The sequence below is a fragment of the Alloalcanivorax marinus genome, from assembly GCF_016906305.1.
GTDB classification, from domain to species: domain Bacteria; phylum Pseudomonadota; class Gammaproteobacteria; order Pseudomonadales; family Alcanivoracaceae; genus Alloalcanivorax; species Alloalcanivorax marinus.
Genome location: NZ_JADDOL010000001.1, coordinates 20,231 through 35,804, shown reverse-complemented (window position 1 = coordinate 35,804; position 15,574 = coordinate 20,231). Strand labels below are relative to the sequence as shown.

19 protein-coding genes are annotated in these 15,574 nt (G+C 67.8%); 11 read left to right on the top strand and 8 right to left on the bottom strand.

The window, feature by feature from the left end:
• The first annotated feature begins 83 nt into the window (after positions 1-83).
• Together IM760_RS00185 and IM760_RS00180 are read left to right on the top strand one after the other, a co-directional pair.
• The gene (locus IM760_RS00185; RefSeq protein ID WP_204426539.1) at positions 84-809 is read left to right on the top strand and encodes an SDR family oxidoreductase; all 726 of its coding nucleotides are present in this window, start codon (positions 84-86) and stop codon (positions 807-809) included.
• Positions 810-837: 28 nt separating this feature from the next.
• Positions 838-1,434, top strand: coding sequence for a 2-hydroxychromene-2-carboxylate isomerase (locus IM760_RS00180; protein ID WP_204426538.1), 597 nt, complete (start codon positions 838-840; stop codon positions 1,432-1,434).
• Positions 1,435-1,452: 18 nt separating this feature from the next.
• On the opposite strand, the gene speE is transcribed toward IM760_RS00180, so the two are convergent.
• Positions 1,453-2,310, bottom strand: coding sequence for a polyamine aminopropyltransferase (speE, locus tag IM760_RS00175; RefSeq protein ID WP_204426537.1), 858 nt, complete (start codon positions 2,308-2,310; stop codon positions 1,453-1,455).
• Between the two features lie 132 nt (positions 2,311-2,442).
• On the opposite strand from speE, the gene speA reads away from it, so the two are divergent.
• Positions 2,443-4,320, top strand: a complete 1,878-nt coding sequence (gene speA, locus IM760_RS00170; RefSeq protein ID WP_204426536.1) for a biosynthetic arginine decarboxylase — start codon at positions 2,443-2,445, stop codon at positions 4,318-4,320.
• A gap of 15 nt (positions 4,321-4,335) precedes the next feature.
• Positions 4,336-4,791, top strand: coding sequence for a DUF4112 domain-containing protein (locus IM760_RS00165; RefSeq protein ID WP_204426535.1), 456 nt, complete (start codon positions 4,336-4,338; stop codon positions 4,789-4,791).
• On the opposite strand, the gene IM760_RS00160 is transcribed toward IM760_RS00165, so the two are convergent.
• Positions 4,760-5,440 (bottom strand): 2-thiouracil desulfurase family protein, encoded by a 681-nt coding sequence (locus tag IM760_RS00160; protein WP_204426534.1) that lies wholly within the window; start codon positions 5,438-5,440, stop codon positions 4,760-4,762. The genes IM760_RS00165 and IM760_RS00160 overlap by 32 nt on opposite strands.
• 39 nt (positions 5,441-5,479) lie before the next feature.
• Between IM760_RS00160 and IM760_RS00155 the strand changes: the two genes are divergently transcribed.
• Together IM760_RS00155 and IM760_RS00150 are read left to right on the top strand one after the other, a co-directional pair.
• Entirely contained in the window at positions 5,480-6,451 is a 972-nt protein-coding gene (locus IM760_RS00155) for a 2-hydroxyacid dehydrogenase (protein WP_204426533.1), read from the top strand.
• 28 nt (positions 6,452-6,479) lie between these two features.
• Positions 6,480-6,932, top strand: a complete 453-nt coding sequence (locus IM760_RS00150) for a secondary thiamine-phosphate synthase enzyme YjbQ (protein WP_204426532.1) — start codon at positions 6,480-6,482, stop codon at positions 6,930-6,932.
• An 86-nt stretch (positions 6,933-7,018) separates the two neighbouring features.
• Here IM760_RS00150 and IM760_RS00145 read toward each other — a convergent pair whose 3' ends face one another.
• The 6 genes from IM760_RS00145 to IM760_RS00120 form a co-directional block, all read right to left on the bottom strand.
• The gene (locus IM760_RS00145) at positions 7,019-7,789 is read right to left on the bottom strand and encodes a DUF2057 domain-containing protein (protein ID WP_204426531.1); all 771 of its coding nucleotides are present in this window, start codon (positions 7,787-7,789) and stop codon (positions 7,019-7,021) included.
• Between the two features lie 84 nt (positions 7,790-7,873).
• Positions 7,874-8,209: a DUF4870 family protein gene (locus IM760_RS00140; protein ID WP_228234118.1), complete on the bottom strand. Its 336-nt coding sequence runs from the start codon at positions 8,207-8,209 to the stop codon at positions 7,874-7,876.
• The gene (locus tag IM760_RS00135; RefSeq protein WP_204426530.1) at positions 8,206-8,514 is read right to left on the bottom strand and encodes a BPTI/Kunitz domain-containing protein; all 309 of its coding nucleotides are present in this window, start codon (positions 8,512-8,514) and stop codon (positions 8,206-8,208) included. Before IM760_RS00135 ends, IM760_RS00140 begins: the two co-directional genes overlap by 4 nt.
• Before the next feature lie 53 nt (positions 8,515-8,567).
• Positions 8,568-8,921, bottom strand: coding sequence for a DMT family protein (locus IM760_RS00130; protein ID WP_204426529.1), 354 nt, complete (start codon positions 8,919-8,921; stop codon positions 8,568-8,570).
• 39 nt (positions 8,922-8,960) lie between these two features.
• Positions 8,961-9,488 carry a mechanosensitive ion channel domain-containing protein gene (locus IM760_RS00125; protein ID WP_204426528.1) on the bottom strand — a complete coding sequence of 176 codons (528 nt, stop codon included), beginning with the start codon at positions 9,486-9,488 and terminating at the stop codon, positions 8,961-8,963.
• Positions 9,489-9,770: 282 nt separating this feature from the next.
• Entirely contained in the window at positions 9,771-11,150 is a 1,380-nt protein-coding gene (locus IM760_RS00120) for a cytochrome P450 (RefSeq protein ID WP_204426527.1), read from the bottom strand.
• A gap of 164 nt (positions 11,151-11,314) precedes the next feature.
• Here IM760_RS00120 and moaB point away from each other — a divergent pair, with 164 nt between their 5' ends.
• From moaB to IM760_RS00095, 5 genes are all read left to right on the top strand, one after another.
• Positions 11,315-11,833: a molybdenum cofactor biosynthesis protein B gene (gene moaB, locus IM760_RS00115; protein ID WP_204426526.1), complete on the top strand. Its 519-nt coding sequence runs from the start codon at positions 11,315-11,317 to the stop codon at positions 11,831-11,833.
• Positions 11,834-11,835: 2 nt separating this feature from the next.
• Positions 11,836-13,056, top strand: a complete 1,221-nt coding sequence (locus IM760_RS00110; protein WP_204426525.1) for a molybdopterin molybdotransferase MoeA — start codon at positions 11,836-11,838, stop codon at positions 13,054-13,056.
• A gap of 33 nt (positions 13,057-13,089) precedes the next feature.
• Positions 13,090-13,860, top strand: coding sequence for an SDR family oxidoreductase (locus tag IM760_RS00105; RefSeq protein ID WP_204426524.1), 771 nt, complete (start codon positions 13,090-13,092; stop codon positions 13,858-13,860).
• A gap of 5 nt (positions 13,861-13,865) precedes the next feature.
• Positions 13,866-14,498, top strand: a complete 633-nt coding sequence (locus IM760_RS00100; protein ID WP_204426523.1) for a WHG domain-containing protein — start codon at positions 13,866-13,868, stop codon at positions 14,496-14,498.
• Positions 14,499-14,601: 103 nt separating this feature from the next.
• On the top strand, positions 14,602-15,570 hold the full coding sequence (locus IM760_RS00095; protein ID WP_204426522.1) for an NAD(P)H-dependent flavin oxidoreductase: 969 nt from the start codon (positions 14,602-14,604) through the stop codon (positions 15,568-15,570).
• Positions 15,571-15,574: the final 4 nt, after the last annotated feature.

Below are 15,574 nucleotides of genomic sequence, written 5' to 3'. Positions count from 1 at the left end.
CGTCGCCGCCGCTCGCCGCATCGACGGCACACCTGCTATACACTCGGGAAGGATTCGAACAGACCCTGCCTGAGGACATCGTCATGCCCACCCCCGCCATGCTGGTCATCGGAGCCGGCGACGCCACCGGTGGCGCCATCGCCCGGCGCTTTGCCCGCGAGGGCTACATCGCCTGCGTGACCCGGCGACGGGAAGCGGAACTGGCGCCGCTGCTGGAGACCATCCGGGCGGACGGGGGCCAGGCCCGCGGCTTCGGCTGTGACGCCCGGGACGAAAGCCAGATGGTGGCGCTGTTCGACACCATCGAGGCGCGGGTGGGGCCGCTGGAGGCGGTGGTGTTCAATATCGGCGCCAACGTGAACTTTCCGATCCGCGAGACCACCGCCCGGGTTTACCGCAAGGTCTGGGAAATGGCCGCCTTCGCCGGTTTTCTGACCGGCCGGGAGGCAGCGCGGGTGATGGTGCCGCGCGGGCGCGGCACCCTGATCTTCACCGGCGCCACCGCCTCCCTGCGCGGCGGCAAGGGCTTCAGCGCCTTCGCCGGCGCCAAGTTCGCCCTGCGGGCGCTGGCCCAGAGTCTGGCCCGGGAACTGGGGCCGGAGGGCATTCATGTGGCCCACCCGGTGATCGACGGCGCCATCGACACCGCCTTTATCCGCGACAACTTTCCCGAGCGCTACGCGCTCAAGGACCGCGACGGTATCCTTGACCCGGACCACATCGCCGAGCAGTACTGGATGCTGCACCGCCAGCCCCGGGACGCCTGGACCCACGAGCTGGATCTGCGGCCCTGGATGGAAACCTTCTGAACGCGCTTGCCAACCGCGAGGACAACGGATGAGCCAGACCCTGGAATTTTTCTTCGACGTGGGCAGCCCGGCTTCCTACCTGGCCTGGACCCAGGCGCCGGCGCTGGCGGCGCGTACCGGCGCCACCCTGCGCTACCGGCCGATGTTGCTGGGCGCCGTGTTCAAGGCCACCGGTAACGCCTCACCGGCGGCGGTGCCCGCCAAGGGCCGCTACAGCCGCCACGACATGCAGCGCTTCGCCCGCTGCTACGGCGTCACCCTGACCATGAACCCGCATTTCCCGGTGAACACCCTGATGTGCATGCGGCTGGCCACGGCGGCCTTGGGGACCGATCAGCACGACACGCTGCTGCGCGCGCTGTTCGAGGGGATGTGGCTGCAAGAGCGGGATCTGTCGGATCCGGAGGTGCTCGGGCGCACCCTGACGGAAGCCGGCCTGGACGCCGCGGACTGGGCCGCCCGCGCCCAGACGCCGGCGGTCAAGGACGCCCTCAAGGCAACCACCGGGGAGGCGGTGGCGCGCGGCGTGTTCGGCGCGCCCACCTTCTTTGTCGGCGAGGAAATGTTCTTCGGCCAGGACCGCCTGGACTTCGTCGAAGCGGCCCTCAGCGGTGAGCCGGTCTGATCGCGGCTGACGCCGCGATCAGGACAACGCGTCCTGCATGAACGGCGGCAGCACCAGTGCGCCGCGATGGATGTCGGCGCTGTAGTAGCGGGTGGCGAAGTCCTTGCCGGCGGCGTCGCCCTCGCGGAAGGCGCCCACGTCCCGGTTCTTGCCCGCCAGGGTGCAGCTCCACCAACCGCTCGGATAGACCGGCTGCGGGAACGGCAGGGTACGGGTGTGGCTGAAGCCGGCCTCGCGCATGTTGTGGTGCAGGTCGCGAATGATGGTGTCGCTGTGCAGCAGCGGTGATTCGGACTGCTGCACCAGCACGCCGCCGTCCGCCAGGGCGCGGTGGCAGTGGCGGAAGAACTCGGCCTTGAACAGACCCTCCGCCGGACCCACCGGGTCGGTGGAGTCGACGATGATCACGTCGAAGCGCTCCGCGTCGCACTCCTGCATGAACTTGACGCCGTCCTCGAAGCGCAGCTCCGCCCGCGGGTCGTCGTTGGACTCGCACAGTTCCGGAAAGTATTTCTCCGAATAGCGGGTCACCTGCTCGTCGATGTCGATCTGGATGGCGCTGGCCACGCCGCCGTGGCGCAGCACCTCGCGCAGGGTGCCGCAGTCGCCGCCGCCGATGATCAGCACGTTGCGGGCCCCGGCATGACTGAACAGGGCCGGGTGGGCCATCATCTCGTGGTAGAGAAAGTTGTCCCGGGTGGTGAGCATGGTGGCGCCGTCGATGGTCATCAGGTAGCCGAAGGTCTCGGTGTCCCACATCTCGATGTGCTGGTAGGGCGTGCGCGCCTCTTCCAGCTTGCGCTTGAGGCGCAGGCCGAAGGCGGTGCCGGCGGAGTCGAAATGTTCGATGAACCAGTTGTCGTCTTGGGTAGCCATAACACGGGGTCCGCTGCGTGAAAGTCTCAAAGACCGGCATTGTACGGCGGCAAGGATGATTTGCCAGCGCCCGTCCAGGCATAATGCCGATAACCTTGTTATCCGCAGCCATTCGTCGCCGAAGGAAAGCCCATGAGTCAGACCCCCACCCCGTTCGACGCCATCTACAATGTGGACCGCTGGGGCGACGGCTATTTCCGGATCGGCGGCGACGGCCATCTGCGGGTGCGGCCCCAGGGGGCGGACGGCGACGAGGCGACCCTGGAAGCGGTACTCGCCGCCTGCCGCGCGGCGGGCCTGCGCACGCCGGTGCTGGCCCGCTTCTCGGGCATCCTGCGCGACCGGGTGCGACGCCTGGCCGGCGCCTTCCGCGGCGCGATCGAGGATCACGACTATCGGGGCCATTACACGCCGGTCTATCCGATCAAGGTCAACCAGCAACGGCGGGTGGTGCACGAAATCCTGCGCGCCCGGGAAGAAGGCGAGCGGGTCGGCCTGGAGGCCGGCTCCAAGCCGGAATTGCTGGCGGTGCTGGCGCTCTCCAACCCCGGCGACACGGTGGTCTGCAACGGCTACAAGGACCGGGAGTACCTGCGCCTGGCGCTGATGGGCGAGAAACTCGGCCTGCAGGTGCAGATCGTGGTGGAGAAACTGTCCGAGCTGCCCATGTTGCTGGCGGAGGCGGAAGCCCTGGAAGTGGCGCCGCGCATCGGCCTGCGGGTGCGGTTGATGAGCATCGGCAAGGGCAACTGGCAGAACACCGGCGGCGAGAAATCCAAATTCGGTCTCAGCGCGCCGCAGTTACTGCAGGCGGTGGAACACTGTCGCCGCGCCGGCAAGCTGGACTGCCTGCGCATGCTGCATTTTCACCTGGGCTCGCAGATCGCCAACATTCAGGACATCAAGGCCGGCATGCGCGAGGCGGCCCGCTACTACACCGAACTGCGCGGCCTGGGCGCGGCGCTGGACACGGTGGACGTGGGCGGCGGCCTGGGGGTGGACTACGAAGGCACCCACTCCCGTTCCTACTGCTCGATGAACTACAACCTGGCGGATTATGCCTGGCACATCGTGCACACCCTGGCCGAACAATGCGCCCGGCACGACCTGCCGGAGCCGCACCTGATCTCCGAGTCCGGGCGGGCGCTCACCGCCCACCACGCGGTGCTGCTGCTCAACATCACCGACGAGGAACGGATGGCGGCGGCGCCGGTGGCGGAACCGGAAGCGGACGCCTGCATCGAGCTGCGTGAACTGTGGCGGCTCAACGGCCTGCTGGAGAGCGGCGGGGTCAATCTGCTGGAGATTCACCCGGAGCTGGTGGGCGCCTGGCAGGATCTGCACCGCCGCTACCTGAACGGTGAGTTGGATATCCGGGGCCGCGCCGCCGGTGAGCAGCTCTACATCAACGGCCTGCTGGCCCTGCGCGACCGGCTCGACCCGCGCCGGCGTCAGCAGCGGGAACTGCTGGACCGCCTCAACGAACTGCTGGCCGACAAGCTGTTCGTGAATTTTTCCGTGTTCCAGTCGGTGCCGGATGTGTGGGGCATCGATCAGGTGTTTCCGGTGCTCCCGCTGTCCGGCCTCGACCAGCCCGCCACCCGGCGCGGGGTGCTGCAGGACATCACCTGCGACTCCGACGGTCGCATCGACCAGTACGTGGACGGCGAGGGCGTGGAGGCCACCCTGCCGCTGCCGGAGACCCTGAACGGTCATCTGGCCATTTTCATGGTGGGCGCCTACCAGGAAATTCTCGGCGACATGCACAACCTGTTCGGCGACACCGATTCGGTGGATGTGAACCTGAACGCGCGCGGCGAGATCGAGCTGACCCATGCGATCCAGGGCGACACCGTGAGCTCGGTGCTGCGCTACGTGAACTTCGATCCGGAGCGACTGCTCGCCACCCTGGAGGAACGTTGCCACCATTCGCAGCTGCGCGACGACGAGCGGCAGCGTTTTCTCGGTGAGATCCGCGACGGGCTCGCCGGCTACACCTACCTGGAATAAAGGCGGAAACCAACCATGGATGAACAACGCCGGGCCCGACAGGAAGCGGTGCTGCGGCGGCTGGACCGCTTCAGCCGCTTCACCGATTCCAGCCTCCGTATTCCGTTCACCCGTTTCGAGCTGGGCGCGGAGGCGCTGATCGGCCTGATCCCCGGCATCGGTGATCTGGCCGGCTTCATTTTGTCCGGTTACGTGCTGGTGGAGGCGCGGCGGGCCGGGGCCAGCGGCACCACCCAGCGGCGCATGCTGCGCAATATGCTGATCGACTTCGTCGGTGGCCTGGTGCCGGTGGTGGGCGACGCCTTTGACGCCATCTACAAGGCCAACACCCGCAACACCCGGCTGCTGCGCGCGGAGTTGTTGCGCGAGCTGGGACGCGAGGAGAAGAAGCCCTTTCCCTGGAAAACGCTGGTGGGCCTTTCCTTGCTTTTCGGTTTGATTAGCGCGCTGGCGTTAATGGCTTTTCGATAGCGGCAAGCCGGTCGAGAAAGCGTCGCGTACCGGACAGCAACGGTTCGTCAAGGCGGCCGCTGCGGGCGCGCAGGGTCGTCAGCCCGTCCGCGCCATGGGTGCGCCAATGGTGGTGACAGAACACCCGCAACAAAAACGCCTGGGTGAACAGGGGCGCGTCCAGGTCGCTGTCGTTGGCCATTGGCAGATCGGGGTGGCGCCGTGCCAGGGCGCCGGCGAACGCACCGTCGCCGAGGGCGAAGGGGCGGCCCTGGTCGTCGTGCACGGGGGTGGTGCCGAGGCCGCAGCTGGGTGAGCGGCTTTTCACCACGAAGCCGCTGATGGCAGGGCCCACGGCGCCGGCCTGGTCGGCCAGGGCCTCGGTGAGATCCTGGCGCGGCGCGGTCACATGACGCACGCGCCGGGCGCCCTTGATCTGTACCACCTGGATCGGCGGGCGCGGTACCGGCAGGCCCACGGCCACCTCCGGACACACCTCCACCAGCCGTACCAGGCCGGCCAGTTCGTCGTGCACCCGGGCGTGGCGCCGGTGGCCACCGTCGTAGCGCACCGGCCGGCCGATCAGGCAGGCACTCACGCCCACCGCTGGCCGATCGACCTCCCGGTCGGCGGCGATAAAGCCCATTTGCTGCAGCAAATCCGGTAGCATGGGTCTCCCCTGCGGATCACCGACGGCGATGGTGTTTTCATGAAAGGCGTGATTCTCGACAGTCAGACCCTGAAGCTCGACGAACTGGATTCTTCGGCCCTGGAGCGCCAACTGTCCCACTGGACATACTACGAGCAAACCGGCCCGGACGCTGTAAAAAACCGTTTGCGGGACGCCACCGTGGCGGTCACCAACAAGGTGGTGATCGACGCGGAAGCGCTGGCGGCGGCACCGGATCTCAAGCTCATCTGCATCTCCGCCACCGGCACCAACAACGTGGACCTGGAGGCCGCCCGCCGGCAAGGCGTGGTGGTCTGCAACGTGAGCGGCTACGGCACCGAAACGGTGGCCCAGCACACCCTGGCGCTGATGCTCGGGCTGGCCACCCGCTGGCACCAGTACGATCGCGAGGCGCGCCAGGCCTGGCCCCGCTCGTCCATGTTCTGCCGCATGGACCACCCGGTGTTTGATCTCAACGGCAAGACCCTGGGGCTGATCGGCCACGGCGATCTGGGCCGTCGGGTGGAAGCGCTGGCGAAGGCGTTCGGCATGACCGTGCTGGTGGCGCAATCGCTGCGCCCCGGTGCCGCGCCGCAGGCGGACAGGGTGCCCCTGAACGAGCTGCTGGCGCGCTCCGACCTGATCAGCCTGCATTGCCCGCTGACCGCGGAAACCGACAAGCTGGTGAACGCGGATTTTCTGGCCGCCATGAAGCCCGGCGCCGGTCTGATCAACACCGCCCGGGGCGGGCTGGTGGACGAGCCGGCCCTGGCCCGGGCGCTGCGCGAGGGCACCCTGGGCGGCGCCGCCCTGGACGTGCTCAGCCAGGAGCCGCCGCCGGCGGACCATCCGCTGCTGGCGGAGGATCTGCCCAACCTGATCATCACGCCGCACAGCGCCTGGGTCAGCCGCGAATCCCGCCAGCGCCTGCTGGACGGGGTGGTGGCCAATCTGCGCGCCTGGCAGAACGGCCAGCCGCGCAACTTGGTCAACGGTCTGACCAGCGCCTGAGCGGCCATAACGTTAAGCGAGAGCGGCCATGTGGCAGCAACGGATTCTGACCCTGGCCCCGCGCCCGCGGGGCTTCCACCTGATCAGCCGGGAGGTGCTCGGTGAACTGCCGGAGCTGCGCGAACTGAGCGTGGGTCTGCTGCACCTGTTCATCCAGCACACTTCCGCGTCCCTGGCGATCAACGAAAACGCGGACCCGGACGTGCGCGGTGACCTGGAGCGGCACTTCAACGTGATGGTGCCGGAGAACGCGCCCTACTATGCGCACACCCTGGAAGGCCCGGACGACATGCCGGCGCACATCAAGACGGTACTGATCGGCGAGAGTCTGACGTTACCGATCCGTGACGGCGCACCGGCGCTGGGCACCTGGCAGGGCATTTATCTGTGCGAGCACCGCGATCACGCCGGTGGCCGGCGGATCGTGGCGACACTGCAGGGGCAGGGCGGGCGCCACGCGGCGTCGTCGGAGCTACCGTAGGAGCGACTTCAGTCGCGATCATGGCCCTGATATCGCGACTGAAGTCGCTCCTGCAGGGTCGCCCCTACCGCTTGCGGCTCAAAGCGTTATTGAGAAATCCACTGCAGGAATTCACGGCGCTCTTCCGGGGTGGCCTGGTTCCACTGCGCCTTCAGCGTGTCCAGATAGCTGGCGCTCTTGCCGGCCGGCGCGGGGGCGGGAGCAGGTGCCGGTGCCGGCCGGGCGGGGGTGGCCGGCGGTTGGCCGGCGGGGGCCACGGTGGTCACCTTGGCGCGGCCGGCGAAGGCCGGTTGCTCGGTGCCGCCACCGCCCTGCGGGGTGATCGCCCGGGAGGTTTTCTGTTCCACCTCGGTGCCGGTGATCGGCGCCAGAATGCCCCGGTTCAGCACCAGACCGCTGGGCTCGGAGGGATGGCTTTCGCCGGTGGTCACGTTCTCCACCCGGCCGGAAAAGTCCTCCGCCAGCACCCGCGCCTGATCCACGTTTTCGGGGCGGTCGAAGGCCAGCCGGTAGAACTCACCGGCGGCGCCGTCCACGGTGAATTTGGCCGGGTCGGACTTGAGCACCTCGTGGTTGTCCGCGTCCAGATCCCACAGGCGCTTGTAGTAGGCCATGATTTCGTAGCGGCCGGGGGCCAGCTTGAGGTCCTTGTAGCCGCTGCTGAAGAAGGTGTTCACGCCGTCCACCTCCTGGCCGTTGATGGTGAACACTTCCAGATCCGACGGCACGCGCACCGTCAGCACCTGGGCGTCCGGTTTCGCGGCGCCGTCATAGAGCTGCACCACCGGGCTGCGGGCGCAGGCCGAAAGCAACAGCGCGGAACCCAGAATCAACACGAACGAACGCAGTAAAGCCATGAAAGGTCTCCCGATTGGCGGACCCGGCAGTGTGACCGGCTCCGATAACGATTTTATGACAAAGTCCCCGGGGGCCGCCGACGGCTAGAACCCCCAGGTGGTCAGGTTGGCCGGTGGCCGGTCGCGGGCCACGTCGCGCAGCCCGCGCACGCAGCGCACCAGCCACCAGATCACGATGATCACCAGCAGCAGCCAGCCGATCAGCGCCAGGGTGGTGACGCCGGCGATCAGGTAATACAGCAAACCGATCCAGAACGTCCGGTACTGAAAACGGTAGTGGGAGCGTTCCGGCTCCCCCGCCTCGGGCGCGTTCAGGTGGGCGATCACGGCCCCCACCAGGGCGGTCAGGCCGCCGGTGAGCAGGCCGATCAAAAGCAGGGCGTACACCACCCTCAGCATTTGCCGGCTGTGCTCGTTCACGGCATGTCACTGCCCTGGCCGTCGCCCTCTTGCGAATCGCCTTGCAAATCCGGTGCCGGCGCGTAGCAGGTGGCCATGCAGGCGTCCAGGGTCTCGAACGGCACGCTGCCTTCGCAGCCGCCCCAGGTGAACTGCTCGCAACGGTCCGCGTCCGCGTCGTAATAGTAACGCGGCATGGCCGCCCGGCACCGGCCGGTGTCCGGGGCCTGGAAACAGGCATCCGGCAGCGGGTGGGCGGTGCGGCCGCTCTGGCAGCCGGTCAGCGCCAGCGATCCCGCCAGCAGCCCCATCATCAATATGCGCATGCGTCTTCCTCCTTGGTGGTCGCCGCTTACTATACCCGCCCCGGCGGCCGGGCTCAGCCCATCAGACGGCCGCGGAAGATGAAAAACACCGCGCCCAGCAGACACAGCCCCGCCCACAGGTAATCCCAGCTGAGCTTTTCCTTCAGGTAAAAAACCGAAAAAGGCACGAACACGGCCAGGGTGATCACCTCCTGGGTGATCTTCAACTGACCCACGTTCAGCACCTGGTGACCGATGCGATTGGCCGGCACCTGCAGCAGATACTCGAACAGGGCGATGCCCCAACTGACCAGCGCCGCCACGATCCACGGCTTGTGCGCCATGTTCTTCAGATGGCCGTACCAGGCGAAGGTCATGAAAATATTGCTCAGGGTGAGCAGACAAACGGTGGTCAGAATCGGCGGCATGGCGGGTGTCCTCGAAGGCGGGGGCTCAACGGCGATCCATCAACGGCAGTGCTTCTGATCGGCGGGAATGCCTTCGCCGCGCAACTGGATCACGGTTTTCTGCAACAGCAGGTTGTTGGGCAGGGTGTAATGATGGCCCTCCTGGTCCTCCAGCACCACGAACACCAGCCCCATATGGCGGATGCAGCCGGTCACCGTATTGTCGCCATCAAGAAAACGGATGCGGTCGCCGATGCGAAAGGGCGCGCTGAAAAACAGAATCACCGCCGCCGTGGCATTGCTCAGCATCGACCAGCTGGCGAACAGCGCCACGCCCAGCAACGCCACCAGGGAGGTGGCGAACACCATGAAGCCGTCGCCGCTCAAGCCCCACACCACGCCCAGCAGCAGCACGCTCAACACCAGGCACAGCACATTGATCAGCACCGCCACCTGGAACACCCGCCCCCGCGCCAAACCGCGCCGAGCGCCCAACCGCCGCGTCACCCCCCGCAACAACGACGACAACACCAGAGCGCCCACCACCACCGCGACGGACAACAGCATCTTCACCAGAAACGTGGACATCACACCGAACCAGACTCAGAAAAGAGCCCAGTCTACTCCCAACCCCCACCCCCTCAAACACTTGAGCCCGGCCAACTCTCCAGAGGCCGGATGCGCGGTGGGCCCCGTCGGGACCGTTGGAGGCAGGGCTTTCGGATTACCTCGAAGCAAAGCGGCGTTACGCCCGACCGGGACCCTTGAGAACAGGACGTTCGAAAGGGAGCCCCCATGGACGGGTCCACGGCGTTCCCGGTCGGGCGTAACGCAGATCCGCGCCCCCGCTGGAGAGAAACCCCGAGAGACCTACCGCCGCTCAATCCACACCGGCAACCCATCCTTCGGCATCGCCAACGGCACCAACTGCACCGGCATCTCGTACCCCTCCCGCACCGACACCCGATACCGCCGCAGGAAATGGAACAGAAACGCCTTCGCCTGAATCTCCGCGAAATTCAGCCCCAGACACTTATGCTGCCCGCCCCCGAACGGAATCCACTGGAAATGGTGGCCCTTGTGCTCGGCGCGCCCCTCGCTGAAACGCTCCGGATCGAACCGCTCCGGCTCGCGCCAGTACTCCGGCATGTAATGGGTGAACAGCGGCGACAGATTGACCAGCGTATTGCGCGGAATCCGATAGCCCTGAAAGTCCACGTCCTCCACCGTGCGCCGGGGGAAGGTGGTCAGCGCCGGCCGCATGCGCAGGGTCTCGCGGAACACCCAGCCGGTCTCCACCATTGCCTCCAGATGCTCATAGCCCAGCGCCTCGTCCTCGCCCAGGCCGGCGGCCACCCGCTCCATCTCGGCGCTCAGCCGCGCCTGCCACTCCGGGTGCCGGCAAAGCAGATAGATCAGCGAGCACAGCGTACTGGTGGTGGTGTCGTGGGCGGCGAACAGCAAAAAGATCATATGATTGGCCACGTCCTGGTCGGTAAGGCCGCCTTCCTCCGCCGCCGCCTGACAAAGCTGGCTGAAGAAGTCCGGCGTGGCCGCCCGGCGTTTCTCCGGAATCAGGTCGGTGACGAAGCGCTCAAGATAGCGGCGCCCGCTCAGCCCGCGATGCCACAGGGTGCCCGGCACCGGCACCCGCAGCACCGCCAGGGAGGCGTCCGCCGCGTCGATAAAGGAGCGGTTGACCCGGTCCGCCTCCGGGCCCATGTCCAGGCCAAAGAAGATCTGCGCGCCCACGTCCAGCAGCAGCGCCTTGATGCGGTCGAAGAAGGTGAAGGTGTCGCCCACCGGCCAGTCCGCCAGGCCCGCCTCGATATGGGGGTTCATGCGCGCCAGATAGCTGGCCAGCGCCGGCTTCTTGAACGCCTGCTGCATGATGCGGCGGTGGAACTTGTGGTCGGCGAAATCCCGCAGCATCAGCCCGTCGGTGAACAGGCGCTCCAGAATCGGGTTCCAGGCGGCGCGGCTGGAAAACACATGGGCCTGATCGCGCAGCACGAACTCGTTGGCCTCCGGACCCAGCAGGGTGACGCCGCGCTGGAACAGGATGCTGCCCCGGTGCACCGGCCCGTAGCGGCGCGCCTGACGCTGCACCAGACCCTGATAGTCGCGCAGAAACGCCAGGGTCTGGCCGAACAGCGGCCAGCCGTAGTCACCGGGAATATGGTCGAGTTTGCGCTGGGGCAGGCGCGGCAGGCGCGCGGCCCGGTTCTGGGCGTCTTCCAGGGTGGTCATGGCGTACTCCGATAAACAGCCTGTATAGCCCGGCAACATACCCGGCGGCCGGCGCCGTTCGCCAGCCTCTGTCGGCAGCGGTCAAACGGTGCTGTGCGGTCGGGTAAGGGCGCTGGTACCATCGGCGGTCCCGTTGATAAGGTCCTTCGTTAAGGAAAGTACCCATGGCTCACCACGACACCGACTTCCAACCGCTGGCGCTGGCGGTCCTCACCGTCAGCGACACCCGCACCACGGACAACGACACCTCCGGCGATCTGCTCGCCGAGCGCGCCACCGGTGCCGGCCATAACGTGGTGGCCCGGGACCTAGTACGCGACGACATCTACCAGCTGCGCCGGGTGGTGTCGGCGTGGATCGCCGACCCGGCGGTGCAGGTGGTGCTGGTCACCGGCGGCACCGGCTTCTCCGGCCGCGACAGCACCCCGGAGGCCCTGGGCGTGCTGTTCGACAAGCACGTGGAAGGCTTCGGTGAACTGTTCCGTCAGGTCAGCCTGGACGAAATCGGCCCGTCCACCATTCAGTCCCGCTGCCTGGCCGGGGTCGCCAACGGCACCCTGATCTTCTGCCTGCCCGGCTCCAACAACGCCTGCGCCACCGGCTGGGACAAGATCATCGCCAACCAGCTCGACAGCCGCACCCGCCCGTGCAACTTCGCGGGCCTGGTCAGCCGCGGAGCCTGATCATGACGCTGATGCCCGTGGACGAGGCCCGCCAGCGGCTGCTGGCCACCGCCCGGCCCCTGGGGCGGGTGGTCGAGGAACCGCTGGAGCGGGCCCTGGGGGGCTGGCTGGCGGCGCCGGTGGCGGCCCGGGTCACGGTGCCGCCCCACGACAATTCCGCGGTGGACGGCATCGCCGTGCGCCGGGCGGACCTCGGCGACGGCACGGTGAGCCTGCCGATCACCCTGCGGGTGCCCGCCGGCGACCCGCCGGGGGAACTGGCCCCCGGCGGCGCGGCGCGGATTTTCACCGGCGCGCCGGTGCCCGCCGGCGCCGACACCGTGCTGATGCAGGAAGACTGCGTATTCGGCGACGGCACGGTGACGCCGCCCGCCGCCGACGGCGTGCGGACCGGGCAGAACATCCGCCCCGCCGGTCAGGATTCCCGGCAGGGCGAGGTGGTGCTGAAAGCCGGCGAGCGGATCACGCCCATGGCCATCGGCCTGGCCGCCTCCGTGGGCGTGGCCACCCTGCCGGTGCGCCGCCTGCGGGTCACGGTGATCAGCAGCGGCGACGAACTGGTGCCCCCCGGCACGCCGGCGGGGCCGGGCAAGATCTACAACAGCAACGGCCCGCTGATGAGTACGCTGCTGGCGCAAAGCGGCTTCACGGAGGTCACCGCCCTGTGGTTGCCCGACGACCGCGCCCGCACCCGCGAGCAGCTGGACGCGCTGCTGGCGGACCCGCCGGATCTGGTGCTGGCCAGTGGCGGCGTGTCGGTGGGCGAGGAAGACCATTTGCGCGCCGCCCTGGAGGAACGGGGCGAGCTGGATTTCTGGCGGCTGGCGATCAAGCCCGGCAAGCCGTTCACCTTCGGCCGGCTCGGCGACGCCGGGCTGCCGTTCTTCGGCCTGCCCGGTAACCCTTCGGCGGTGCTGGTGTGCTACCTGACCCTGGTGCTGCCTTACCTGCGCCGTTGCCTGGGCGCGGAGCCGGTGCTGCCGGTGCCCCAGCGGCTGCCGGCGGACTTCACCGTGACCCGGCCCGGGCCGCGCCAGGAGTATTTGCGCGTGCGCCGGGTGGAACGGGACGGCCAGGCGTGGCTGCAACGGCATCCCAACCAGAGCTCCGGCATGCTCAGCTCGGCGGTGTGGGCGGACGGTCTGGCGGTGGTGCCGGTGGACGCCACCGTGGCCGCCGGCGATCCCCTGGACTATTACCCGTTCGCGGATTTGCTGGCCTGACGGTCCGCGCCATCACAACAAGAGGCTGAATCCATGCAGCAAGAGTCTTCCCGCCACGGCAAGGTGGCCATCGTCACCGGGGCCGGCACCGGCATCGGCAAGGCCTGCGCCCTGGCACTGGTGGCGGCGGGCTACCGGGTGGCGTTCGCCGGCCGGGACGGCGCCCGTCTGGAGCGGGTACTGGCCGAGGCCGGCCTGGGCCCGGAGCAGGCCCTGGCGGTGCCCACCGACGTGGGCGACCCGGACCAGGTGGACGCCCTGTTCGAGCGGACCCTGGCGGCCTTCGGCCGGCTCGATCTGCTGTTCAACAACGCCGGCACCGGCGCGCCGCCGGTGCCCCTGGAAGATCTGACGCCGGACCAATGGCGCCGGGTGGTGGACGTCAATCTGTCCGGTGCCTTCTACTGCACCCAGGCGGCGTTCCGGATCATGAAAGCCCAGGACCCCATGGGCGGGCGCATCATTAACAACGGCTCCATCTCCGCGCAGTCGCCGCGTCCCAACTCGGCGCCCTACACCGCCACCAAACACGCCATGACCGGGCTCACCAAGGCCACTTCCCTGGACGGTCGCCGCTATCACATCGCCTGCGGGCAGATCGACATCGGCAACGCCGCCACCGAAATGACCGAGCCGATGAAGCGCGGCATCCCCCAGGCCAACGGCGAGATTCTGGTGGAGGACCGCATGGACGTGGCCCATGTGGCCGAGGCGGTGGTGCACATGGCGGCCCTGCCGCTGGACGCCAATGTCCAGTTCATGACCCTGATGGCCACCCGCATGCCCTTTATCGGGCGCGGTTGAGCGCCGTGGCCAAGAAACCGAAGACCGACCGCGAGGTGGCGGCGTTCCGCGAGCGGGTGCGCGACGCCGCCACCCGGCTGTTCCTGGAACGGGGTCCGGACAACGTGACCATGCGCCAGATCGCCGCCGAGATGGGCGTCAGCCCGATGACCCCGTACCGCTATTTTCGCGACAAGGACGAGATCCTGGCGCTGGTGCGCGCCGCCGCCTTCAACCAGTTCGCCGAGAATCTGGAACAGGCGGTGCGCGCCGCCGACGATGCCCGCGCCAAGGCCCGGGCGGCGGGCGTCGCCTACCTGGATTTCGCCCATCGCTTTCCGGACACCTATCAGTTGCTGTTCGAGCACACCCAGGCGGACGAGGAACGCTACCCGGAACTGGTCAAGGCCCACGCCCGGGCCAACGAGACCATGGCTGGCTACGTGCAGGAAATGATCGACGCCGGGCTGGTGCGTGGCGACGCCAAGCTGATCGGTTACATGTTCTGGGCCACCCTGCACGGCACCGTGGTGCTGGAGCAGACCGGCGCCCTGGGGCGCGACGTGGATGTGGAGTTCCTGCGCCAGACCACCATGCGCACTCTGTTCGCCGGCATGGGCGTGCTGCCGCCCTACTGGGACGAGGGGGATCGCGACTGAAGCGGAGCGTCGCCGCCACCAAGGGGGTTGTCGAACGCCCTTCGCCGACATAAAGTATACGCCGTAAATTAATACAACGATGGCCCCCTGGAGAGAGTCCGACATGGCTTTACCCGCGCATTTGGCGGACCGGCTGCGTTTGCCGGTGATCGCCTCCCCGCTGTTCATTATTTCCAACCCGGACCTGGTGATCGCCCAGTGCAAGGCCGGTATCGTCGGCTCCTTCCCGTCGCTGAACGCGCGGCCGGTGTCGCAGCTGGACGAGTGGCTGGCCCGCATCACCGAGGAACTGGCCGCCTGGGACCGGGACAACCCGGACACCCCGTCCGCGCCGTTCGCGGTCAACCAGATCGTGCATAAAACCAATGACCGGCTGGAGGAAGACCTGGCCCTGTGCGAGAAGTACAAGGTGCCCATGGTGATCACCTCCCTGGGCGCCCGCGAGGACCTGAACCAGGCGGTGCATGGCTGGGGCGGCGTGGTGATGCACGACGTGATCAACGACCGCTTCGGCCGCAAGGCCATCGAGAAGGGCGCCGACGGCCTGATCGCCGTGGCCGCCGGCGCCGGTGGCCATGCCGGCCAGTTGTCACCGTTCGCGCTGATCCAGGAACTGCGCCAGTGGTTCGACGGCCCCATCGCCCTGTCCGGTTCCATCGCCAGCGGCGCCTCGGTGCTGGCGGCCCAGGCCATGGGCGCGGACCTGGCCTACATCGGCTCCATGTTCATCGCCTCCAAGGAAGCCAACGCGGTGCAGGGCTACAAGCAGATGATCGTCGACAGCAAGGCCTCCGACATCGTCTACAGCAACCTCTTCACCGGCGTGCACGGCAACTATCTGGCGCCGTCCATCGTCAACGCCGGCATGGACCCGGCCAACCTGCCGGAAAGCGACCCCTCGAAGATGAACTTCGGTTCCGGGGGCAGCAGCAAGTCCAAGGCCTGGAAGGACATCTGGGGCTGCGGCCAGGGCATCGGCGTGGTCGACGACATCCTGCCCGCCGCCGAGCACGTGGCGCGGCTGGCGCGGGAATACGCCGCCGCCAAAGAGGCGCTGTGCGCCCGGGGCTGACCGC